Source organism: Aliiglaciecola sp. SL4, from assembly GCF_041538045.1.
Taxonomy (GTDB): domain Bacteria; phylum Pseudomonadota; class Gammaproteobacteria; order Enterobacterales; family Alteromonadaceae; genus Aliiglaciecola.
Map to the genome: position 1 here is coordinate 132,512 of NZ_JBGOSE010000009.1, position 19,686 is coordinate 152,197.

Here is a 19,686-nt window from a genome sequence, read left to right on the forward strand (position 1 = left end):
GATTAATTACTTTGCTCCAAAATCACTGTGGCCATTGCATAGTGTTTTTCATCTGAAATTGACAGCAACGCATTATTAATACCGCGCTGTTCACACAATTTTGCGAAGTGTCCGCTAAAATGAATTTCCGGCTGCCCGAACTCACTATTAGTAATTTCGATTTGTTGCCAACCCACGCCATTGCCAATCCCTGTACCTAAGGCTTTAACGGCTGCTTCTTTGGCTGCAAAACGTTTAGCCAAATAGCGAGGTGGAAAAGGATGCTCTCGATAAATCTGCATTTCATTACTGGTTAAAATACGCAAAGGCAGACGGTCAGACTTTTCCAGTAACTTCTCTAATCGTGCAATTTCAATGATGTCTGTACCCAGACCTAGAACGGCCAACTTATCCCCTCGCCTCTAACATTAATCGTTTCATATCTGTGACAGCAGCGGCAAGACCATCGAATGCAGCCCGAGCAATAATTGCATGACCAATATTCAATTCAATAATTTCATCAAGTGCAGCAATAGGTTTTACGTTGTGGTAATGCAAGCCATGACCGGCATTAACTTTTAGTCCCAAAGAATGGGCGTAACTGATGCCGGTTTTAAGCTTTTCCAACTCAACTAGCATTTGCTCCTCGCTTTTCGCCTCAGCATATTGACCAGTATGTATTTCAATGTACGGAGCCCCCGCTTTTAACGCGGCATCAATTTGCGTCTTTTCTGCATCAATAAACAGCGAAACTTGAATATTTTGTTCAGCTAGCCGCCCACATGCGTCGGTAAGTTTACTAAGATTACCTGCTACATCTAAACCGCCTTCAGTGGTTAGTTCTTGTCTTTTTTCAGGTACTAAACAACAAAACTCAGGTTGTGTCTGAATCGCAATTTCAAGCATTTCTTCCGTCATCGCCATTTCAAGATTTAAGCGGGTATTGATGGTTTCTCGCAGTAATCTGACATCGCGATCTTTAATGTGTCTGCGGTCTTCACGCAAATGAACAGTGATCCCATCGGCGCCTGCTCGTTCAGCAATATCAGCGGCATGCACTGGGTCAGGGTATTGGGTTCCTCGCGCATTTCGCAATGTGGCGATGTGATCAATATTCACACCCAAAAAGATATCACTCATTCAGTACGCTCCAATTTAATAAATAATTCTCTGCTTTTTAACGGTTTATCACCGAGTATAGATTTAAATGCCATCCGTGTTACACGTTTGGCAGTTAATAAACTTCGTTTGTCCCAAGTGAAACTTGCCACATTTTTTAAATCTGTTCCTAAAAAACAGTTCGCAGTTTGTTCACCATGACCGAGTCGCTGAAATCCTTGGTCATTTATAAAACTATAATAGCCATTTGCTTCTAATTTGTCGCCGGTTAGGCAGTCTGTTTGCCAATCAAAACCATAACCAATGTTGTGAATCAGACTAATTTCAAATTCACGTAAAACAACTTCAATGGGTTCATGCTCATTTAAACGAAGGAGGCTAGCCATGTAGAGATCATATACTTCAGGGTATGAAACTTCTTTTGGTAAAACCCGATTCAGTAATTCATTTAAGTACATGGCGGAAAATAAAACCGGACCTTGCATTAAAAAAGCACGGGCGTCACCTTCAACTTGAGCGAGATTTTTTAACTCTTGTCTTCCGCTAAACGAAATGAGTAGAGGTTGGAATGGCTGTAGTAGGCTCTTTTTTTCATTCGACTTGGTACTCTTGCCGCCTCTTACTCCACGACAAACTGCTGAGATGCGTCCCTGTTGTTTAGTAAAAAAATCGACAATAAAACTCGTCTCTCGATACTCTCGTCGATGAAGTACTAACCCGTTGAGCATTGCATTTGGCTCAGCCATCGCCAAAATTCCTAAGCTATTTTAATTCGAACTACTTTCATCGCTTCAAATTCTATTCCAGCAACAGTTTCCACTATTGGGTAATAGGTTAGGTTCACCTGACAACCGTTAAGATTTTTGTATTGTTTTTTTCGCCGGAATTTAAAAGGCACATCTTGTCCTTCAACCATTACTGTATTCATGATCCAGTCTTCATCTTTGCGTTGTACATGAGAAACTACTTTCATCATCTCGGAATGAATCAAATTATCATGTTTATCCAGTAGCTTGGAAATGTTGGATTTGGCCATAATCTTCTTAGTCTAAATGTTTAAGGTAAATAAAGGAAACCAAAGCTAAGTAAATGTACTCAAGGCGAAATATTACCCCTTTACTCGCCCCTTCTGTGGTTGCAGCGTCTCTATAATAACATTTACCGTGTAAAAATGGGCAATATTACTCAATCGCCACTTGCTAGGCAGGTAATCTAGTGTTTAGGCCTAATTAACATCGCGGTCGCCGATAAAGACAACTAAAAGCCAAAGATATCCTTACTAGTTAGCCCTTAAAACTCATCTGTGAGTACTTTCCCTAATAACAACTGCATAATTTTCAGACTAAAGTTGAATGGTGCTTAAACTGAGATTTGCTAGTATCGCGGCTCTCTAAACGAAGGCTAAAGTAATGTTTCATAAGTGGCGTAGATACTTCAAGAATAAGTTTATAGTCGCCATTGTTGCATTCATTTTTGCGGTGGCGCTAAGTGCAACTATTTCTCTTTTAAAATCAGTGGAAACACAAAGTTTATTAGAACAAGAAAGCCTCACCCCTGCCTTCAATTTAATTTCACAAGAAATCATAAAACCCCTATATGTCGCTGAAACCATAGCGCGCGCATCAAACCTCAAAAATTTGATGAATAGTCCAGTGCCCGATGAAGTGGCTATCAAACAAACATTGCATGAGCTCGGAAAAGAGTTTCAAGTAGAGTTTTTTGTCGCCAATGAAAGTGATCGTACACAATATAATTCGGACGGTTCTTCTTTGGCTTTAGATATCAATAAAGTTGAATGGTATTTTCGTGCCATGTATACAAATCAGGATATCGTTGGTGTTTTAGGCAATAGGGAAGACATCCGTATCTATTATGATGTAAAAATCTACAACGATAAAGGAGTGTTTCTTGGGTTTATCGGCTTAAATAAAAAGCTCACCACTTTTCTCAAAGCCTTCGATAACTTTAAGAAAGAGTTTGGCTATGATTTTGTTTTTGTTGATCATAATAACAACGTTGTTTTGTCTTCTGATACAAATTTAGTGGCCGATGGAAAACGTATTTTACAACTGAAGCAACTTCCTTGGTATGCACCTTATATTTCCAAGTATCATGATACTGAACAAAATCATAATTTCTTAGTTGATGTGGAAGGAGAAGATCTTCTTATTGCACAAGCAAACTTTGAACCTTTAAATTGGAAGATGTTTTTAATCAATCCATTAAAAGTGCGTCAAACCGCGGCTAATCATGACTTTGCCATTCAAACTACCTATATAACCGTCGCAATATTTACTGCCATTCTGATTATCTGGTTAATCGGTAAGTCTTTGCAGGGCGAATTTGCAAGACGACACCTAAAAGATCCATTAACACAACTGCCCAATAGAGCTCATTTAGCTCGGCACTATGAAAAATTTGCTCGAATGAACAAGTCCATTGCAGTAATAATGGTGGACTTAGATCATTTTAAAGCAATAAACGACACATACGGTCACAACACCGGTGATAAAGCATTGTGTGAAGTTGCAAACTTACTTAAATCACTACTTAGAGATATTGATATTGTCGCTAGGTGGGGAGGAGAAGAGTTTGTTATTCTGCTGCCCGCGGCTGATATTGTGATTGCCAATCGTATTGCCGACAGAGCTCGACAGGTTATTGCTAAACATATTTTTGTTGCCAATAATAAAGTGATACAAATCACTGCAAGCTTTGGCGTTAGTGCAGATACCGGTAAGTCAAATTTGAGCCAATTGATCAATAACGCTGATGCGGCTTTATACGAAGCCAAAAATAGTGGACGGAATAAAGTCTGTTCTGGTAAAAAAACAGCCACTGACGGTCTTAAAAAACAAGCTAGTTCATAGTTAATCGTAAACTTAGCTTGTCTCCATCCTAGGTCTTTAGTTAATTTGATATGTATGACTAAAGAGAGGCCTTTGATATACTTCAGCTTCATAAAAACAAAGTATTTTTAAGGCTTTAAAGTGGTTAAAACAGTCTGCTGTAATCTAATTTTAGTATGTGTTGCACAAGGTTTAATGGGTTGTCAGCAAGAGCCAGCTAAAACAGATGCCATGTTGTTCAGAGAAACCACCATCGCTAAAGCTCAAGTTCCCCTAGATAAGGCTTTAGGCTTACTCACTCCAGAAGTACGAAACTTACCTATGGCCAACCTCGACACCTTGATTGTTGTTAATCAAGGCTTACGTGATGCCCGCCATGTTTATAAAAATAATAATATAACTCATTACCAAGATAATAAGCTGACAGAGTTAGATGAGGTAATTAGCGCACTTGAACCTGAACTCGTTACTCAGGCTAAAACATTGTTGAATCAAACCATAGACCGCACGATTGAACTGCGTAAGCAAATTGAAGAAGCGAAAAACCAACCTTATAGCGCAAGGGGAAATGATACAGCACAATTAGTCGAGTTTCTTGGAAAGCAATATAACCAAGATGTGAAGGATTGTTGCTTAACTCAACTTTCGCAAATAGATCAATTACTCAAAAGTAAAACTAAGGAACACAGAGAATTAATCATTTTAATTCGTTCGATTAATCAAGAGTTAGCTAAAGTCATTAAACAAAAAGGCTACGATGTCGCACTTAAAAATCAGATTCAAGCCTCTCAATAATAGCTTGATTTGCTGCGGGAAACGTCAAACTGCTAAGGTTGTTAATGGCAATCCACTGGGTGAGTTGCCCTTCTTTTCCTGATGGTTCATGGTTAAATTTTTCAATTAGCTGGATATGTAGTCGTACCTGCTTATCGCCATAGTCGTGCTCAATGAACATATACTCAGACTGCGAAATAACGTCTATGCCAACCTCTTCAAGTAACTCTCTAGACGTTGCCTGCTCAACTGTCTCATAAGCTTCAATTTTTCCGCCTGGAAACTCCCATAATCCGCCTTGATGCAAATCATCAGCTCGTTTGCTGATAAAGATAAGGTTATCGCGCTTAATTACACCAACCGCTACATCTACAATTTTCATTTGCTAATTTCCACAAAAAAAGGGCACTAGTGCCCTTTTTGTTTATTTATTTGTGCTTAACTTAATTTACCACAGCACTGTTTGTATTTTTTACCTGAGCCACAAGGACAAGGGTCATTACGACCCACTTTGGCACCTTCACGTACAGTCGTGGTTGGTCCAGCATCTGCGCGTTGCTCTGGTTCATTTACCGAATCGTGCTCATAGCTCTTTTGCACTTCATCTGCTTGTCTGCGCTGCTCTTCAACAGCTTCAACATCTGACTCGGCTTTAACCCGAACTTTACTCAGTATATTAATCACTTCTACTTTCAGATTTTCTAGCATTTCAGAAAACAGTTGGAAGGATTCACGCTTATATTCTTGTTTAGGATTCTTCTGAGCATAGCCTCGTAAATGAATACCTTGACGCAAATGATCCATCGCGGCCAAATGTTCTTTCCAAGAGCTATCGAGGTTTTGTAACATGACCGCTTTTTCAAATTGGCGCATAACATCTGCACCTACCGCGTCTTCTTTTTCTTTATACGCATCATTTACGCCGGTGTGGATACGCTCACGAAGTTTTTCTTCAAATAACTTGTCGTCTTCATCCAACCATTTTTGGATTGGCAATTCTAATAAGAAATCCCCTTGAATACGCTCTTCTAAGCCGGCAACATCCCACATTTCTTCAAGAGATTGTGGTGGGATGTACTCGTCAATCACACTACTAACAACATCTTCACGGATAGCCTGAATGGTTTCACTGATATCCCCTTCATCTAACAATTCATTACGTTGCTCGTAAATTACTTTACGTTGGTCATTGGCGACATCATCGTATTCTAGCAGCTGTTTACGCATATCGAAGTTACGTCCTTCAACTTTGCGTTGGGCATTTTCGATGGCACGTGTAACCCATGGATGTTCAATGGCTTCGCCATGTTCCATGCCTAGACGCTTCATCATATTGCCCATTTTTTCGGAGGCAAAGATACGCATCAATGCATCTTCTAAGGATAGGTAAAAACGTGAAGAACCTGGGTCACCTTGACGACCAGAACGACCACGTAACTGGTTATCTATACGGCGTGATTCATGACGCTCTGTACCGATAATATGTAGTCCACCCGCTTCAAGGACTTTTTTATGATCTTCTTCCCACTGAGCTTTAATCTTTGCCACTTTCTCAGGTTTAGGATCGTGAATTTTAGCCACTTCGGATTGCCAATTACCACCCAATACGATATCTGTTCCACGTCCCGCCATGTTGGTAGCGATAGTCACAGCACCCGGACGACCGGCTTGTGCAACAATATCGGCTTCCCGTAAATGCTGTTTGGCATTCAATACTTCATGGGGAATCTTAGCTTTTTTCAGAACTCGAGACAGAAGCTCAGAATTTTCAATAGACACTGTACCCACTAAGGTAGGTTGACCACGTTTAACACATTCTTTTATGTCTTCGACGATAGCTTCATACTTTTCTTCGGCAGTTAAGTAGATTAAATCTGCTTTATCATCGCGCAGCATAGGCTTATTGGTAGGTATTACTACTGTTTCTAAACCATAAATATGATTAAATTCAAATGCTTCTGTATCGGCAGTACCCGTCATACCGGCTAGTTTTTCATAAAGGCGGAAGTAATTCTGAAACGTAATGGAAGCAAGTGTTTGGTTCTCATTTTGAATTTTTACACCTTCTTTGGCTTCAACAGCTTGGTGTAAACCTTCCGACCAGCGACGTCCTTCCATTGTACGACCAGTATGCTCATCAACGATAACGATCTCATCGCCATTAACAATATAGTCGACATCTTTACTAAATAATTTATGAGCTCTTAAAGCCGCGTTAACGTGATGCAATAAGGAAATATTCGACGCGGCAAACAAAGATTCGTCTTCAGGTAAAATTCCATTGCGTTGTAAAATTTCTTCCACATGAACTTGACCACGCTCAGTAAGGTGAATTTGTTTACCCTTTTCATCTATGGTGAAATCACCTTCACCTTCACGTCCGGCTTCATCACCTTCTTTATCTTCGTCTGCCTGTTGAATTAATTCAGGAATAATCAAATTAATTTGGCGGTAAAGCTCTGAGCTATCTTCTGCTTGACCAGAAATAATTAGTGGCGTTCTTGCTTCATCAATGAGGATGGAATCCACTTCATCAATTACCGCGAAATATAATTTCTTCTGAACTCGGTCATTAGGGCTGAAAGCCATGTTGTCGCGCAAGTAATCGAAACCGAATTCATTGTTAGTACCATAGGTAATATCAGCAGCGTAAGCTTCTTTTTTCTCAGCATGAGACATACCAGGAACATTACAGCCAACCGTCATTCCTAAGAATTCAAATAATGGGCGACTCCAGTCAGCATCACGTTTAGCAAGATAGTCGTTAACGGTAATAACATGCACACCTTTACCGGATAGACCATTTAAATAAGCAGGCAAAGTTGAGGTAAGGGTTTTACCTTCACCAGTGCGCATTTCGGCTATTTTGCCTTCATGCAACACCTGTCCACCAACCATTTGCACATCGAAGTGACGCATGGAGAAAACACGTTTACTGGCTTCTCTGACAACCGCAAAAGCTTCAACCAAGATATCATCTAAACTTGCGCCGTCTTCAATACGTTGCTTAAACTCAACCGTTTTCCCTTTAAGTTGCTCATCGTCTAAGGCTTCGAGTTCAGGCTCTAGAGCGTTAATTTCGACAACATGTTTGTTAAGTTTTTTTAGCAGGCGGTCATTACGACTACCGAAAATTTTTCTGAATATACTCGAAAACATCGCTTTAAAGCTTCCAATCTAATAGAGAGATAAAACAATCGGCTCCCAATGGAGCCGATTTTCAAATTTACGTGGTTAAATTACTTATCACTTTCGATAAACATAGGGCAACGGGTCTTGCTGCTTACCATTTTTAATCACTTCGTAATGCACATGAACGCCTGTTGAACGCCCGGTGCTACCCATAAGGGCTATTTTTTGGCCTTTGGTGACCACATCCCCAATCTTAACACTGATGCCTTGATTGTGACCATAACGAGTAATTAATCCATTGCCGTGATCAATTTCAACTAAATGACCGTAGCCATAACGTTCACCAGCCCAAGTCACTAAGCCTGCGCCAGTAGCCACAACCGAGTCACCTTGTTTACCTGCAAAGTCTAAACCTTTATGCATGGTAGGTAAGCCGCTAAAAGGGTCTTTTCTTACACCATAATAAGAAGACAACCAGCCAGTGGTAATCGGACGACCTTCCAATCTAGTCTGTTCGTCTATATGGTGATTCATCATGATAGATTCAAGGGCTTTGAGTTGCTGAGTTTTACTATCTAAGCTCTCAAGCATTGCATCCATTCGCGCTAGAAGCTCGTTACTACCTTCAATAGTAATAACCGAATCTGTCATTGGACCACCTAAGTTGTCCAAATCCTGAAACCCAAATTCATCTTGATTTAAGCCGGCTTGCTCAACTAATTTAGCGCCCAGAGCATTGATTCGTTGAATCTGGCTTTGCACATCAGCTAAGTTAAGCATGATACCAGCCAGTTGTTGTTGTGTTGCAGATTTTAGTTCTGTTACGTCTCGTTGTTGCTCGATAAAGCCACTTTTTGCATACTCTATACGAGCATGAGACTCATCAATTTTATGATCAGTCCGGCTTGATAGCATAACCAGCCCGCATACCAAAACAAAGCCGACAACCAATCGTTGTTTACCTATTTGATAGGAAAACTCCGTTGATTTGCCTTTATAATGTAGTGTTAAACTCATGTAAGGTATTCTCGTGATTTTTTAGCTGCATTGGATTCTAAACCTGATAGCCTTATGTTGACAGCTATATTAGGTATCTAGAATCAACCCAACCGATTACTTTTCATACAGTCATAATTGGCTTTTAGTTAGTTATTTTTTGCCAACATTTGTATCGTTTTTTCTAACCCCAAACAATACCTTGTAGAACATAAGGTTATCAAGGTATTTATATGAAGTGTTTTATCTTTTTGCTAGATGCCAAACTAAAAAATGCCGCAAATGCGGCATTTTCATGTTCGATAGCTAATTTGCTAACACTGCAGGTGCAAAATGAATGGGGACTTCATCTTGACTTTCATAAGTGACGTATTCCCAACAAGTCTGGTCATTTAACATCGCGTTAAGCAATTTGTTATTCAGACCGTGACCAGATTTATAGGCTCTAAGCTCACCAACAATACTGTGGGCTCCTAGATACAAATCACCTACCGCATCGAGAATTTTATGTTTCAAAAACTCATCTTGGTAGCGCAAACCTTCTGGGTTTAATACGCGATATTCATCGAGAGCAACGGCATTTTCCATGCTGCCCCCTAGCGCCAAGTTGTTAGCATTCATATATTCGAAGTCGCGCATGAAACCAAAGGTTCTTGCTCGACTAACCTGATCAACGTAAGAGGATGCATCAAAATCCAACACAATGTGTTGACGAGTTTGACTAATTACAGGGTGTTCAAAATCGATTTTAAAATCAACTTTAAAGCCATCATAAGGATGGAATTCAGCCCATTTGTCACCGTCTTCAACACGTATGTGTTTGATAATACGAATGAATTTTTTAGGTGCATTTAGCTCTTCAATACCAGCCGATTGCAATAAGAAAATGAACGGACTCGCGCTGCCATCCATAATCGGAAGTTCATTGCTATCAACTTCAACAATAATGTTATCGATACCTAAACCCGCTAATGCCGAAGACAAATGCTCAACCGTATAGATAGAAACCCCGTCTTCATTACTCAAACAGGTACACAACACTGTATCGCCAACAGCGTTAGCTTTGGCAGGAATATCCACATGGGGCTCAAGATCTATGCGGCGAAATACAATACCTGTATTCGCCGGCGCAGGCCGGAGAGTCATGGAGACCTTTTCACCTTTGTGCAGACCTATCCCTGTTTCTTGCACAGCATGTTTGATTGTGCGTTGTTTTATCATCTAAACGTTGCCTATCCAAAAACATTATCAGCTAAAAACCGGCGCGTATTATACTGACCAGCTGGTCTAATGTCAAAAAACTGTCATATTTGTTATGCCATGCTTTTTCAATCTAACCAATCACTTTGTTAATTTATCAATTACTCACGCAATCTCAAATTAAACCTGTATCACCCAATAAGTGATCAAGCACAGTATAACCCCTCGCGTTTTTACGCTCTCAAAATTCGCTATTACCCATCTTACTGTGACCTAAAACTCAGTGAATAATTCACATTCGCTGAAAAATCAGTCTGCCTGCTTACGTAAAAACGCAGGAATATCCAAATACTCATAATCTGTATTTGCTTCCGTTTTTTCTTCGGTTGCAACAGCCTTATTCATATCAGTAGCTGTATTGCCAATGCGATCACCACCATCAGGTTGCAATTTGAATTGCTTAGCTTCAGCAGAGACTCGTGAACCTTGGCTACTAACTAATGAAATATCAGGTTTACGTTCTGCTCCAATGCCTGTCGCTACCACGGTCACACGTAATTCATCACTCATTTCCATATCAATTACGGTCCCCACAACGACAGTTGCATTCTCAGAAGCAAAGGCCTTAACGGCGTTACCAACTGTTTCAAACTCATCGATGGCAAAGTCAGGTCCAGCAGTGATATTTACCAAAATACCGCGTGCACCAGAAAGATCGATATCTTCCAACAATGGACATGCAATCGCTGCTTCAGAGGCTTCTTCTGCACGATCTTCACCGCTGGCAGAACCACTTCCCATCATCGCTGTCCCCATTTCAGACATCACTGTTTTAACGTCTGCGAAGTCAACGTTGATCAAACCAGGGCGAGTAATTAGCTCGGCAATACCTTGAACCGCACCACGTAATACGTCGTTGGCTTCACTGAACGCTTTAAGTAGCGGTGTACCGCGTCCCATAACCTTCAATAGTTTTTCATTAGGAATGGTAATCAATGAGTCAACATACTTGGACAACTCTTCAATACCTTGGTCTGCAAATTCAGTACGCTTTTTGCCTTCAAATGGGAAAGGTTTAGTAACAACAGCGACAGTCAGAATACCTAACTCTTTTGCTACTTTAGCCACTTCAGGTGCTGCACCTGTTCCAGTTCCACCACCCATGCCGGCAGTAATGAAAACCATGTCTGCACCTTCTAGGGCTTGACGAATGGTTTCACGATCTTCTTCAGCCGCTTGACGGCCAATATTAGGGTTAGCACCAGCTCCTAGGCCTTTAGTAACACCCGAGCCAATTTGCAAGGTCAGATTAGCAGAAGAACTACGCAATACTTGGGCATCGGTATTGACGGCGATAAACTCTACACCTTCAATACTTTGTGCAACCATATGCTCAATTGCGTTACCGCCGCCACCGCCGACGCCGATGACTTTTATGACAGCTTCTTCGCTGTGACTATCCATTAATTCAAACATTATTTTTCTCCGATTTTTGCGCGATAGAACATAGGCGGTTAAAACCCAGCTCCAATTTTTTAAGATCCCGAGATTTCTCCATCCTCAGAATTCCCCCTTAAACCAACTTTGAATACGATGCCATAAACCTTCACTGGCTCCGGCTTTTTGTGCAGATTTCGATTGCATGGATTCTTTACCATATTGCAAAAGTCCTACGGCGGTTGCGAAACTCGCATCCTCAACGTATTCAGATAAACCTTTCATGCCTATTGGTTCTCCAACTCGAACAGGCATTTGAAATAACTCTTCAGCAAACTCTACGGCTCCTTCCATTTTTGCCGAACCACCGGTTAAGACGATTCCCGCAGCAATTTGCTCTTCCAATCCACTGGATTTGACCTCTTCATGGATCAATTCAAACAATTCCTGATAACGAGGCTCAATCACCTCAGCCAATGTATGTCGAGACATCATCCTAGCGGGACGTCCTCCGACACTCGGCACTTGTATTTGTTCTTCCATACTAACCATGTCACGAAGGGCACAGGCATAGTTAATTTTTATTTCTTCAGCATGATTTATTGGAGTTCTAAATATCTTAGCGATATCGCTCGTTATTTGGTTGCCAGCTACTGGAATTACAGCGGTATGACGAATCGCACCATCGGTGTACACCACCATATCTATGGTGCCACCGCCGATATCAACAACACATACACCCAACTCTTTTTCATCATCGGTTAATACCGCATAACTTGATGCGAGGGCGGAAAATATCATTTGGTCGGCGTTGAGTTCACAACGCTCTACACATTTCACTAAATTTTTAGCCATATCATCGGCGCAAGTAATAATGTGTGCTCTGGCTTCCATTCGCACCCCTGACATACCGATTGGGTTTTTTATCCCTTCTTGCACATCAATTGTGTATTCCTGAGGAAGCACATGTAATAACCGACGTTCTAACGCAATGGGTACTGAACGAGCAGCATGAACCACATTGTCCACATCATCTTGTGTCACTTCTTGATTATTAATTGGCACCATACCGCTCTCGTTTTGACACTTCACGTGACGCCCCGAGATCGACATAAATACTGACGATACTCGACAATCTGCCATTAATTCCATTTCGCCAACGGCTCTTTGCACAGACTGCACAAGTAAATTCAAATCATTAACGCCACCTTTATCCATGCCTTTGGCTGAATGAGTGCCAACACCAACAATGCTGATATCACCGTCGTCGAGAATTTCCCCAACCACAGCTTTCACTTTACTTGTGCCCATGTCTAAGCCAACGATTAGATTTCTTTCTGTTACCTTAGACATATTATTTGCTACCCACTTTAACTAACTCTCTTGTTCATTTGTTGATGCGTTTTTCCAACCCACGGCCAATCCCGTGTCGTAACGCAAATCAATGTAATCTACTTGTTTATCCTGCTTCATTAACAACGGATAAACGTCTACAAAACGTTGCAATCTATCGACATACTCCGAGCGTCCGAGATTGAGTCGAATGCCATTTTCAAGTCGTAAATTCCAAGCAAAACGTTCACTGAGATATAACTCATCGATACGTAAACTGGCTGAATTCAGTAACGTTTGCATATCACGATATCCATTTAACGCAGTTTCCTCACTGCCACCTGGTCCGAACAAGTCTGGCAATATTTCATTGGGCAACTGCGCTTCAAACATTTCGCCGTATTGATTCAACAACGAATCCTTATTCCATCTTGCACTGGCAATTTCTTCCACTACATGAATGTTTAAGCTATTAGGCCAACGTTTTCGTACTGAGGCTCGGTGAACCCAAGGCAACGCCTCAATCTCCCGGTGCAGCCGATCAACATCAACTTCAAAAAAACTCTCTGGATGTTTTGAACGAATAGTACTTTCGATCAATGCATCTTCAATATTAACTCGCGTTCCACTAACAACAACTTTCTGAATGGGTGCTCGCTGAGCATCTTCCAACCAATCATCCAACCACCAAATGGCATACACTAGACTTAGCAGAACAATGGCCAAAAACACCATTCCCACTATTTGATAGCGGGTATTGGGCTGGTTTGTCACTGCTAATTGTTGCATTAGTGCTCATCCGCCGTTTTTAATATGGCTAACACTAATTCTTCAAATGTCATACCGGCCTGCTTTGCCGCCATAGGTACTAAACTCTTCTCAGTCATGCCAGGAACAGTATTGGCCTCTAATAAATAGAACTGGCCACTTTGATCACGCATAAAATCAATCCGTCCCCAGCCCATACCCGATACAGTATTAAAGGCTTGAAGCGCTAACTTACCAAGCCTAGTTTCATCCTCAGCAGATAAACCACTAGGACAAAAATATTCTGTCGAATCAGAAAGGTACTTTGCATCGTAATCATAAAAAGTATGGGGCGTAGACATACGAATAGAGGGTAAAGCGCTACCATTTAAAATTGTCACTGTGTATTCTGAACCATGGATAAAGCGCTCTAACAAGACAGTATTATCGTAATTAAATGCGTCTTGAATGGCCGCTTCTAATTGCGCAGCATTCGTCACTTTGGTCATACCTATGCTGGAACCTTCCTGCGCAGGCTTAACCATGACTGTGTCCCCCAACTCTTCCATTATAACCTTGCAGGATCTGGCATCAAAGCTACTTTTCTCTGCAATTTGATAATTTGCAGTAGGTAATCCTAAAGTTTGCCAAATTTGTTTGGTTTTAATTTTATCCATGGCCAATGCGGAACCTAGAACACCACTACCGGTATAGGGTAAATTGAGAACTTGTAATGCACCTTGCATACTGCCATCTTCGCCACCGCGACCATGCAGCATAATGAGAACTCGCTGAAAACCTTGTTCAACAAGTTCGGTAATCGGGTGTTCTGCAGGATCAAATTTATGGGCATCGACGCCAGCACTTTGTAAGGCTCTAAGAACAGCATTGCCGGACAACAAAGACACTTTGCGCTCCGCTGAATGACCACCAAATAATACGGCCACTTTACCAAACTGTTTCACATCAATGTTTAGTTCATCAGTCATTCGGCACATCCAACATTCATTTTTTCTTTATTTAGTTCAACCGATTGCAAATACTTAGCAATCTGGCCAATGTTTCCTGCGCCTTGAGTCATTAATACGTCTTGATCTCTTAATGCCTCTGACAATAATTTTGGAAGTTCGTCTTTGTTGGCAACGTAAATGGGTTCAATTTGACCACGTTGTCTAATGGAGCGGCACAAAGCCTTACTGTCAGCCCCTTCAATGGCGGCTTCACCGGCAGAGTACACTTCAAGTAATAAAAGACAGTCAACCTGAGATAGCACACGTACAAAATCTTCGTATAAGTCTCGAGTACGGGTAAATCTATGAGGTTGATAAGCCATGACTAACCGTTTATCTGGCCAGTTATTGCGTGCAACAGCAATGGTTGCTGCCACTTCCGTGGGGTGATGGCCATAATCATCAACCAAAATAACTTCGCCTTCACCAGTATCGAAACAACCCAGCTGCTCGAAACGGCGGCCAATGCCTTCAAAGGCACCTAAGGCATCAACAATAGCTTGATCGTCAACCCCTTCATCGGTGGCCACAGCAATAGCAGATAAAGCATTTAAAATGTTATGTTTGCCAGCAATATTTAAGGTCACTTGTAAATCGGAACGGCCTGCTCGTTGGGCGACAAAACGGCTCTGATTAAATCCCATTTCAATATCGACAGCACGCACATCGGCTTGCTCTTCAATACCGTAAGTCATCACTTTACGACCCACTCTGGGCAATAGTGCGCGCACAACGGGGTCGTCAACACACATCACGGCTAAACCATAGAAAGGTAAGTTATGCAGGAAGTCTAAGTACGTGTCCTGCATTCGTTGGAAATCACCATCGTAGGTTTCCATATGATCAGCTTCAATATTAGTGACTATGGACACCATGGGTTGTAGGTGCACAAAGGATGCGTCACTTTCATCGGCTTCAGCGATTAAGTATCGACTGCTGCCTAATTTGGCATTGGTACCGGCGCTATTGAGCAAACCACCAATGACAAAAGTAGGATCAAGTTCAGCTTGGGCAAATATAGTCGCCAATAAGCTTGTTGTTGTGGTTTTCCCATGGGTACCGGCAACCGCAATTCCATGGCGGAAACGCATCAACTCGGCCAACATTTCCGCTCGGCGAATCACTGGGATCCGCGCTTCTTTGGCTGCAATAATTTCTGGATTTGCATGATCAATGGCACTGGATACAACGACCACATTGGCATTGTTAATGTTTTCCTGACGGTGGCCAATAAACACTTTAGCGCCTTTGCCCTCTAACCTCAGGGTCATGCCGTTAGTTTGTTGGTCTGAACCAGAAATTGCGTAACCTTCATTAAGAAGAACTTCGGCAATGCCGCCCATGCCAGCACCGCCAATTCCAATAAAGTGAATCTGCTTGATGCGACGCATTTCTGGTACATGATAATTCGCTTTATCTGGCTTAATCATGATGCAATCCCTCCCAACGTAGCACAGATATCACTCACTGTTTTAGTAGCTTGAGGTTTCGCTAGGGCTTTGGCCTGTTGGCCCATAATCATTCGACTTTTTCCATCGTTGACAAGTTGTTGAATAATGACTTTCAAACCACCTTCTTCTAATTGAGGTTGAGGTAATAAAACCGCTGCATGATGATCCACTAAAGCTCTTGCATTCATTGTCTGGTGGTCATCCACAGCATGGGGAAGAGGAACAAATATCGCTGCCACACCAACCATAGCAACTTCAGCAACCGTTAATGCACCCGCTCGGCAAATAACCACATCGGCCCAAGCATAGGCTTCTGCCATATCATCGATAAACTCACTGACCTGCCAATTAGCACTGTTTGACCAAACTTGTTGATAAGTATCAGCCACTGCTTGTTGATGTCCTTTACCCGTTTGATGACGTACTTGCACATTATCAATGCCAGCTAAGGCAGGTGGAACATAGGTATTAAGTGCACTTGCGCCTAAGGAACCGCCAACAATAAGAATGTTACATGTATCATCGCTAGTTTGTTTTTCAGGCAAATTAGCAAAATCACTTCTAACTGGATTACCTACCCAGTTGTATTTCTTTTCCGACTGCTCACCAAATGCCTGATTAAAACCAGTCAATACTCGCTTAGCGAGTTTAGCCAATACCTTATTGGTTAATCCCGGTAGCGCATTTTGTTCATGAACAACCAGAGGTATACCGCGTAACCAAGCTGCGACGCCGCCCGGTCCACTGGCAAATCCCCCCATTCCCAAAACCACATCGGGCTTGGTTTGTTTGATCACTTGCAAAGCTTGATAAACAGAATGAATAATTTGAAAAGGTGCTTTGAGTAAACGCACGATGCCATTACCACGTACACCAGCAACGTCGATAAAACTAATCTCAAACCCTGCTTTAGGCACGATATCCGCTTCCATACGCGCGGCTGTTCCTAACCAATGGATTCGCCAATTGCGTTGTTGCAGTTCTTTTGCCACCGCAATGCCTGGGAAAACGTGTCCGCCAGTACCGCCAGCCATAATCAAAATGGTTTTGTTTATGTCATTCATTCTGCTACCCCTTCATTACTTTGTGGGGCCGTTTCAGCAAGCAATTTTTTGACTTTGGACTTTGCTTTATTAGCTTTTTTCTTTGTTCCTTTACTCATGGCTTGAACACCATCGACCCGAATTTCAAAATCAATTCGAATTAAAATGGCGACAGCAACGGCCATGACGATAAGACTTGAACCACCGTAACTCACTAACGGAAGTGTTAACCCTTTTGTGGGCAAAATGCCTGCACTAGCGCCGACATTAACAGCAGTTTGAAAACTAAACCAAATGCCGATGGCGTAAGCAAGGTATCCATCAAAGGGACGCTCAGCGATTAAGGCTAAATTACCTAGCTTTAATGCCTTGAATACCAGCACAAATAACAACAGTAGTACGCATATCACGCCCATAAAACCGAACTCTTCGGCTAAAATAGCAACAATAAAATCGGTATGGGCTTCAGGCAAAAATTCTAGTTTTTGCAAACTGTTGCCCAAGCCTTGACCAAACCAATCACCACGTCCATAAGCCATTAAAGACTGAGTTAATTGATAACCGGCACCGAAGGGATCTTCCCAAGGCTTTAAGAAAGAGCTCATTCGTTCCATTCGATAATCAGCGCTTAAAATAAGTACGGTAATCAAAGTAAGACCTGTAAACACCAGCGCAAAGAACTGCCATAATTTCGCACCAGCTAAAAACAATAGACCTACCGTGGTGGCAAACATCACTACAACTGTGCCTAAATCTGGTTGCATAAGGATTAAAAGCGCCAATACAAAAAATACCACTAGCGGTTTTATAAATCCTTTCAGGTTTTCCGTAACTTCTTCATACCTGCGGACCATGTAACCAGCCAGATAACAAAAGAAAAATAACTTTGCTAACTCAGCTACTTGAATGGTAATAGGGCCAACTACCAACCAACGACGGCTACCGTTTACCGTGCGCCCAACAAACAACACCAACAATAACAAAATAACCGCTAATAACAGCAACCAGGGGTTACTCACCCGCCACCACTGCATGGGTATTTGCATTACAATACAGGCAGCTACACCAGCCAAACACAAATAGATACCGTGGCGAATGGCAAAATGGAAAGGGTTATCAAATAAACGAGCAGCCACAGGCATTGAGGCTGACGTCACAATAACTAAGCCAATCGCCATCAAGGCAATACTAATTAGAATGAAGTTAACATCAAAAGCACTACCGTTAGTGTGGTTTCTATCATGGCGTTGAGAAAACATTCTACGCAACATTGAGTCGTTTTCTGTATTCATCGTGGTGGTTCTGCTATCACTCATTGGGTGACCTCCAGAACACTTTGTTTAAACACTTCGCCGCGATGTTGATAGTTATCAAACATGTCCAAACTTGCACAAGCCGGAGACAATAAAACTATATCGCCACTTTCTACAATATTATTTGCAAAGGTCACCGCTTCCAATAAATCGGCCACTTCGATGCTACCTGGTTTTAAAGACGCGATTTCTCTGCCATCTTTCCCCAAGGTAATTAATAAATCCACATCACTTAACAACATAGGTTGTAGTTCAGTGAAATTAGCCTTTTTACCGTCACCACCAGCAATTAAAATGAGCTTGCTGGATCCTCTATTTTTGAGGCTTTGTAGCGCCGCGATAGTAGCGCCAATATTGGTAGCCTTTGAGTCATTAATCCAACGCACGTTTTGGTGATCGCTGACTAATTGAAATCTATGGGGTAGACCTGTAAATAGGCTAACCGCTCGGGCAATAGCAGGCTGTTTGACTCCCAGCGGCAAAACACAAGCAATAGCTGCTTGAATATTTAAAATGTTATGCAACCCTTGCAGAGCACATTGTTGCGCAGAGATAAACTCTTCACCATCGGCTAAAATGGTCTTTGTTTGGGCATCCCAACTTATACCCACAGGCGAGTTGCTAAAGCCAAAGCTATATTTAGGTAGATAATTTTGTGGCCAAGTTTTTACGTCATCTCGGTTGGCAATAGTATGTTTGGCATTTTGAAAAACACGTTTTTTCGCATCAGCATACGCCATGAAAGTTAGATGACGGTCAATGTGATCTTCACTGACATTCAAAATAGTCGCACAAACAGGTTTTAACGAATGCAGTAATTCAAGCTGAAAACTCGATAACTCCAGCACTAAATACTCGGCATCACACTGGAGTAAATCCAACACAGGAGTACCTATGTTTCCGCCCATTTGTGCTTTCATACCTGCGCAATTGAGCATCTCAGTGACTAAACAAGTCACCGTAGATTTACCGTTTGATCCGGTGATAGCTATGACAGGAAGAGTATTAAAGCGAGCAAATAACTCCACATCGCCAATTACCTCTACTCCAGCCTTAACGGCATTTTGAATTTCAGTCCCATGTGGATTGACACCTGGGCTTAACACGACTAAGTCGGCGTTTAATAATACCTCTAGGTTGAAGTCACCACTGAGGGTTTGGATCCCACTAGGTAATTCAACTGCATTGCGATCCATGCCAATAACGTTAGCCCCTTGATCTTGTAGAAATGACACGCACGACTTGCCAGTCAGTCCTAAACCAACCACAACAACCTGCATGTCTTTTAAATCAGGGGTTTGCAT

18 protein-coding genes are annotated in these 19,686 nt (G+C 41.8%); 2 read left to right on the forward strand and 16 right to left on the reverse strand.

Features of this window, described 5'->3' with window-relative positions:
* Positions 1–2: 2 nt before the first annotated feature.
* Genes acpS through AB6T38_RS13900 form a run of 4 tightly spaced genes read right to left on the reverse strand, consistent with a single transcriptional unit; the run spans position 3 to position 2,134 of the window.
* Positions 3–386 (reverse strand): holo-ACP synthase, encoded by a 384-nt coding sequence (gene acpS, locus AB6T38_RS13885; protein WP_372547875.1) that lies wholly within the window; start codon positions 384–386, stop codon positions 3–5.
* 1 nt (position 387) lies between these two features.
* Positions 388–1,119, reverse strand: coding sequence for a pyridoxine 5'-phosphate synthase (gene pdxJ / locus AB6T38_RS13890; protein WP_372547876.1), 732 nt, complete (start codon positions 1,117–1,119; stop codon positions 388–390).
* Positions 1,116–1,844: a DNA repair protein RecO gene (gene recO, locus AB6T38_RS13895; RefSeq protein WP_372547877.1), complete on the reverse strand. Its 729-nt coding sequence runs from the start codon at positions 1,842–1,844 to the stop codon at positions 1,116–1,118. The genes pdxJ and recO overlap by 4 nt, the downstream gene beginning before the upstream one ends.
* Positions 1,845–1,855: 11 nt before the next feature.
* Entirely contained in the window at positions 1,856–2,134 is a 279-nt protein-coding gene (locus AB6T38_RS13900; RefSeq protein ID WP_252728775.1) for a hypothetical protein, read from the reverse strand.
* 373 nt (positions 2,135–2,507) lie between these two features.
* Between AB6T38_RS13900 and AB6T38_RS13905 the strand changes: the two genes are divergently transcribed.
* Together AB6T38_RS13905 and AB6T38_RS13910 are read left to right on the forward strand one after the other, a co-directional pair.
* Positions 2,508–3,968, forward strand: coding sequence for a sensor domain-containing diguanylate cyclase (locus AB6T38_RS13905; protein WP_372547878.1), 1,461 nt, complete (start codon positions 2,508–2,510; stop codon positions 3,966–3,968).
* A 120-nt stretch (positions 3,969–4,088) separates the two neighbouring features.
* Positions 4,089–4,742, forward strand: coding sequence for a hypothetical protein (locus AB6T38_RS13910; RefSeq protein WP_372547879.1), 654 nt, complete (start codon positions 4,089–4,091; stop codon positions 4,740–4,742).
* Here the strand turns inward: AB6T38_RS13910 and mutT are convergent.
* The 12 genes from mutT to murD form a co-directional block, all read right to left on the reverse strand.
* Positions 4,714–5,103 carry an 8-oxo-dGTP diphosphatase MutT gene (gene mutT, locus AB6T38_RS13915; protein ID WP_372547880.1) on the reverse strand — a complete coding sequence of 130 codons (390 nt, stop codon included), beginning with the start codon at positions 5,101–5,103 and terminating at the stop codon, positions 4,714–4,716. The genes AB6T38_RS13910 and mutT overlap by 29 nt on opposite strands.
* Before the next feature lie 56 nt (positions 5,104–5,159).
* Positions 5,160–7,880, reverse strand: a complete 2,721-nt coding sequence (gene secA, locus AB6T38_RS13920) for a preprotein translocase subunit SecA (RefSeq protein ID WP_372547881.1) — start codon at positions 7,878–7,880, stop codon at positions 5,160–5,162.
* Between the two features lie 87 nt (positions 7,881–7,967).
* Positions 7,968–8,870: a M23 family metallopeptidase gene (locus AB6T38_RS13925; protein ID WP_372547882.1), complete on the reverse strand. Its 903-nt coding sequence runs from the start codon at positions 8,868–8,870 to the stop codon at positions 7,968–7,970.
* A 285-nt stretch (positions 8,871–9,155) separates the two neighbouring features.
* Entirely contained in the window at positions 9,156–10,070 is a 915-nt protein-coding gene (lpxC, locus tag AB6T38_RS13930; protein WP_372547883.1) for a UDP-3-O-acyl-N-acetylglucosamine deacetylase, read from the reverse strand.
* Between the two features lie 288 nt (positions 10,071–10,358).
* Positions 10,359–11,525: a cell division protein FtsZ gene (gene ftsZ / locus AB6T38_RS13935; RefSeq protein WP_372547884.1), complete on the reverse strand. Its 1,167-nt coding sequence runs from the start codon at positions 11,523–11,525 to the stop codon at positions 10,359–10,361.
* 84 nt (positions 11,526–11,609) lie between these two features.
* Positions 11,610–12,839, reverse strand: a complete 1,230-nt coding sequence (ftsA, locus tag AB6T38_RS13940; RefSeq protein WP_372547885.1) for a cell division protein FtsA — start codon at positions 12,837–12,839, stop codon at positions 11,610–11,612.
* 21 nt (positions 12,840–12,860) lie between these two features.
* A complete protein-coding gene (locus AB6T38_RS13945; RefSeq protein WP_372547886.1) occupies positions 12,861–13,607 on the reverse strand; it encodes a cell division protein FtsQ/DivIB in 747 nt (248 codons plus the stop codon).
* Positions 13,607–14,554 carry a D-alanine--D-alanine ligase gene (locus AB6T38_RS13950; RefSeq protein ID WP_372547887.1) on the reverse strand — a complete coding sequence of 316 codons (948 nt, stop codon included), beginning with the start codon at positions 14,552–14,554 and terminating at the stop codon, positions 13,607–13,609. Before AB6T38_RS13950 ends, AB6T38_RS13945 begins: the two co-directional genes overlap by 1 nt.
* A complete protein-coding gene (murC, locus tag AB6T38_RS13955; protein WP_372547888.1) occupies positions 14,551–16,005 on the reverse strand; it encodes a UDP-N-acetylmuramate--L-alanine ligase in 1,455 nt (484 codons plus the stop codon). The genes AB6T38_RS13950 and murC overlap by 4 nt, the downstream gene beginning before the upstream one ends.
* Positions 16,002–17,090: an undecaprenyldiphospho-muramoylpentapeptide beta-N-acetylglucosaminyltransferase gene (gene murG / locus AB6T38_RS13960; RefSeq protein WP_372547889.1), complete on the reverse strand. Its 1,089-nt coding sequence runs from the start codon at positions 17,088–17,090 to the stop codon at positions 16,002–16,004. The genes murC and murG overlap by 4 nt, the downstream gene beginning before the upstream one ends.
* Positions 17,087–18,361 (reverse strand): cell division protein FtsW, encoded by a 1,275-nt coding sequence (gene ftsW, locus AB6T38_RS13965; protein ID WP_372547907.1) that lies wholly within the window; start codon positions 18,359–18,361, stop codon positions 17,087–17,089. Before ftsW ends, murG begins: the two co-directional genes overlap by 4 nt.
* Positions 18,362–18,381: 20 nt before the next feature.
* Positions 18,382–19,686, reverse strand: a complete 1,305-nt coding sequence (murD, locus tag AB6T38_RS13970; RefSeq protein WP_372547890.1) for a UDP-N-acetylmuramoyl-L-alanine--D-glutamate ligase — start codon at positions 19,684–19,686, stop codon at positions 18,382–18,384.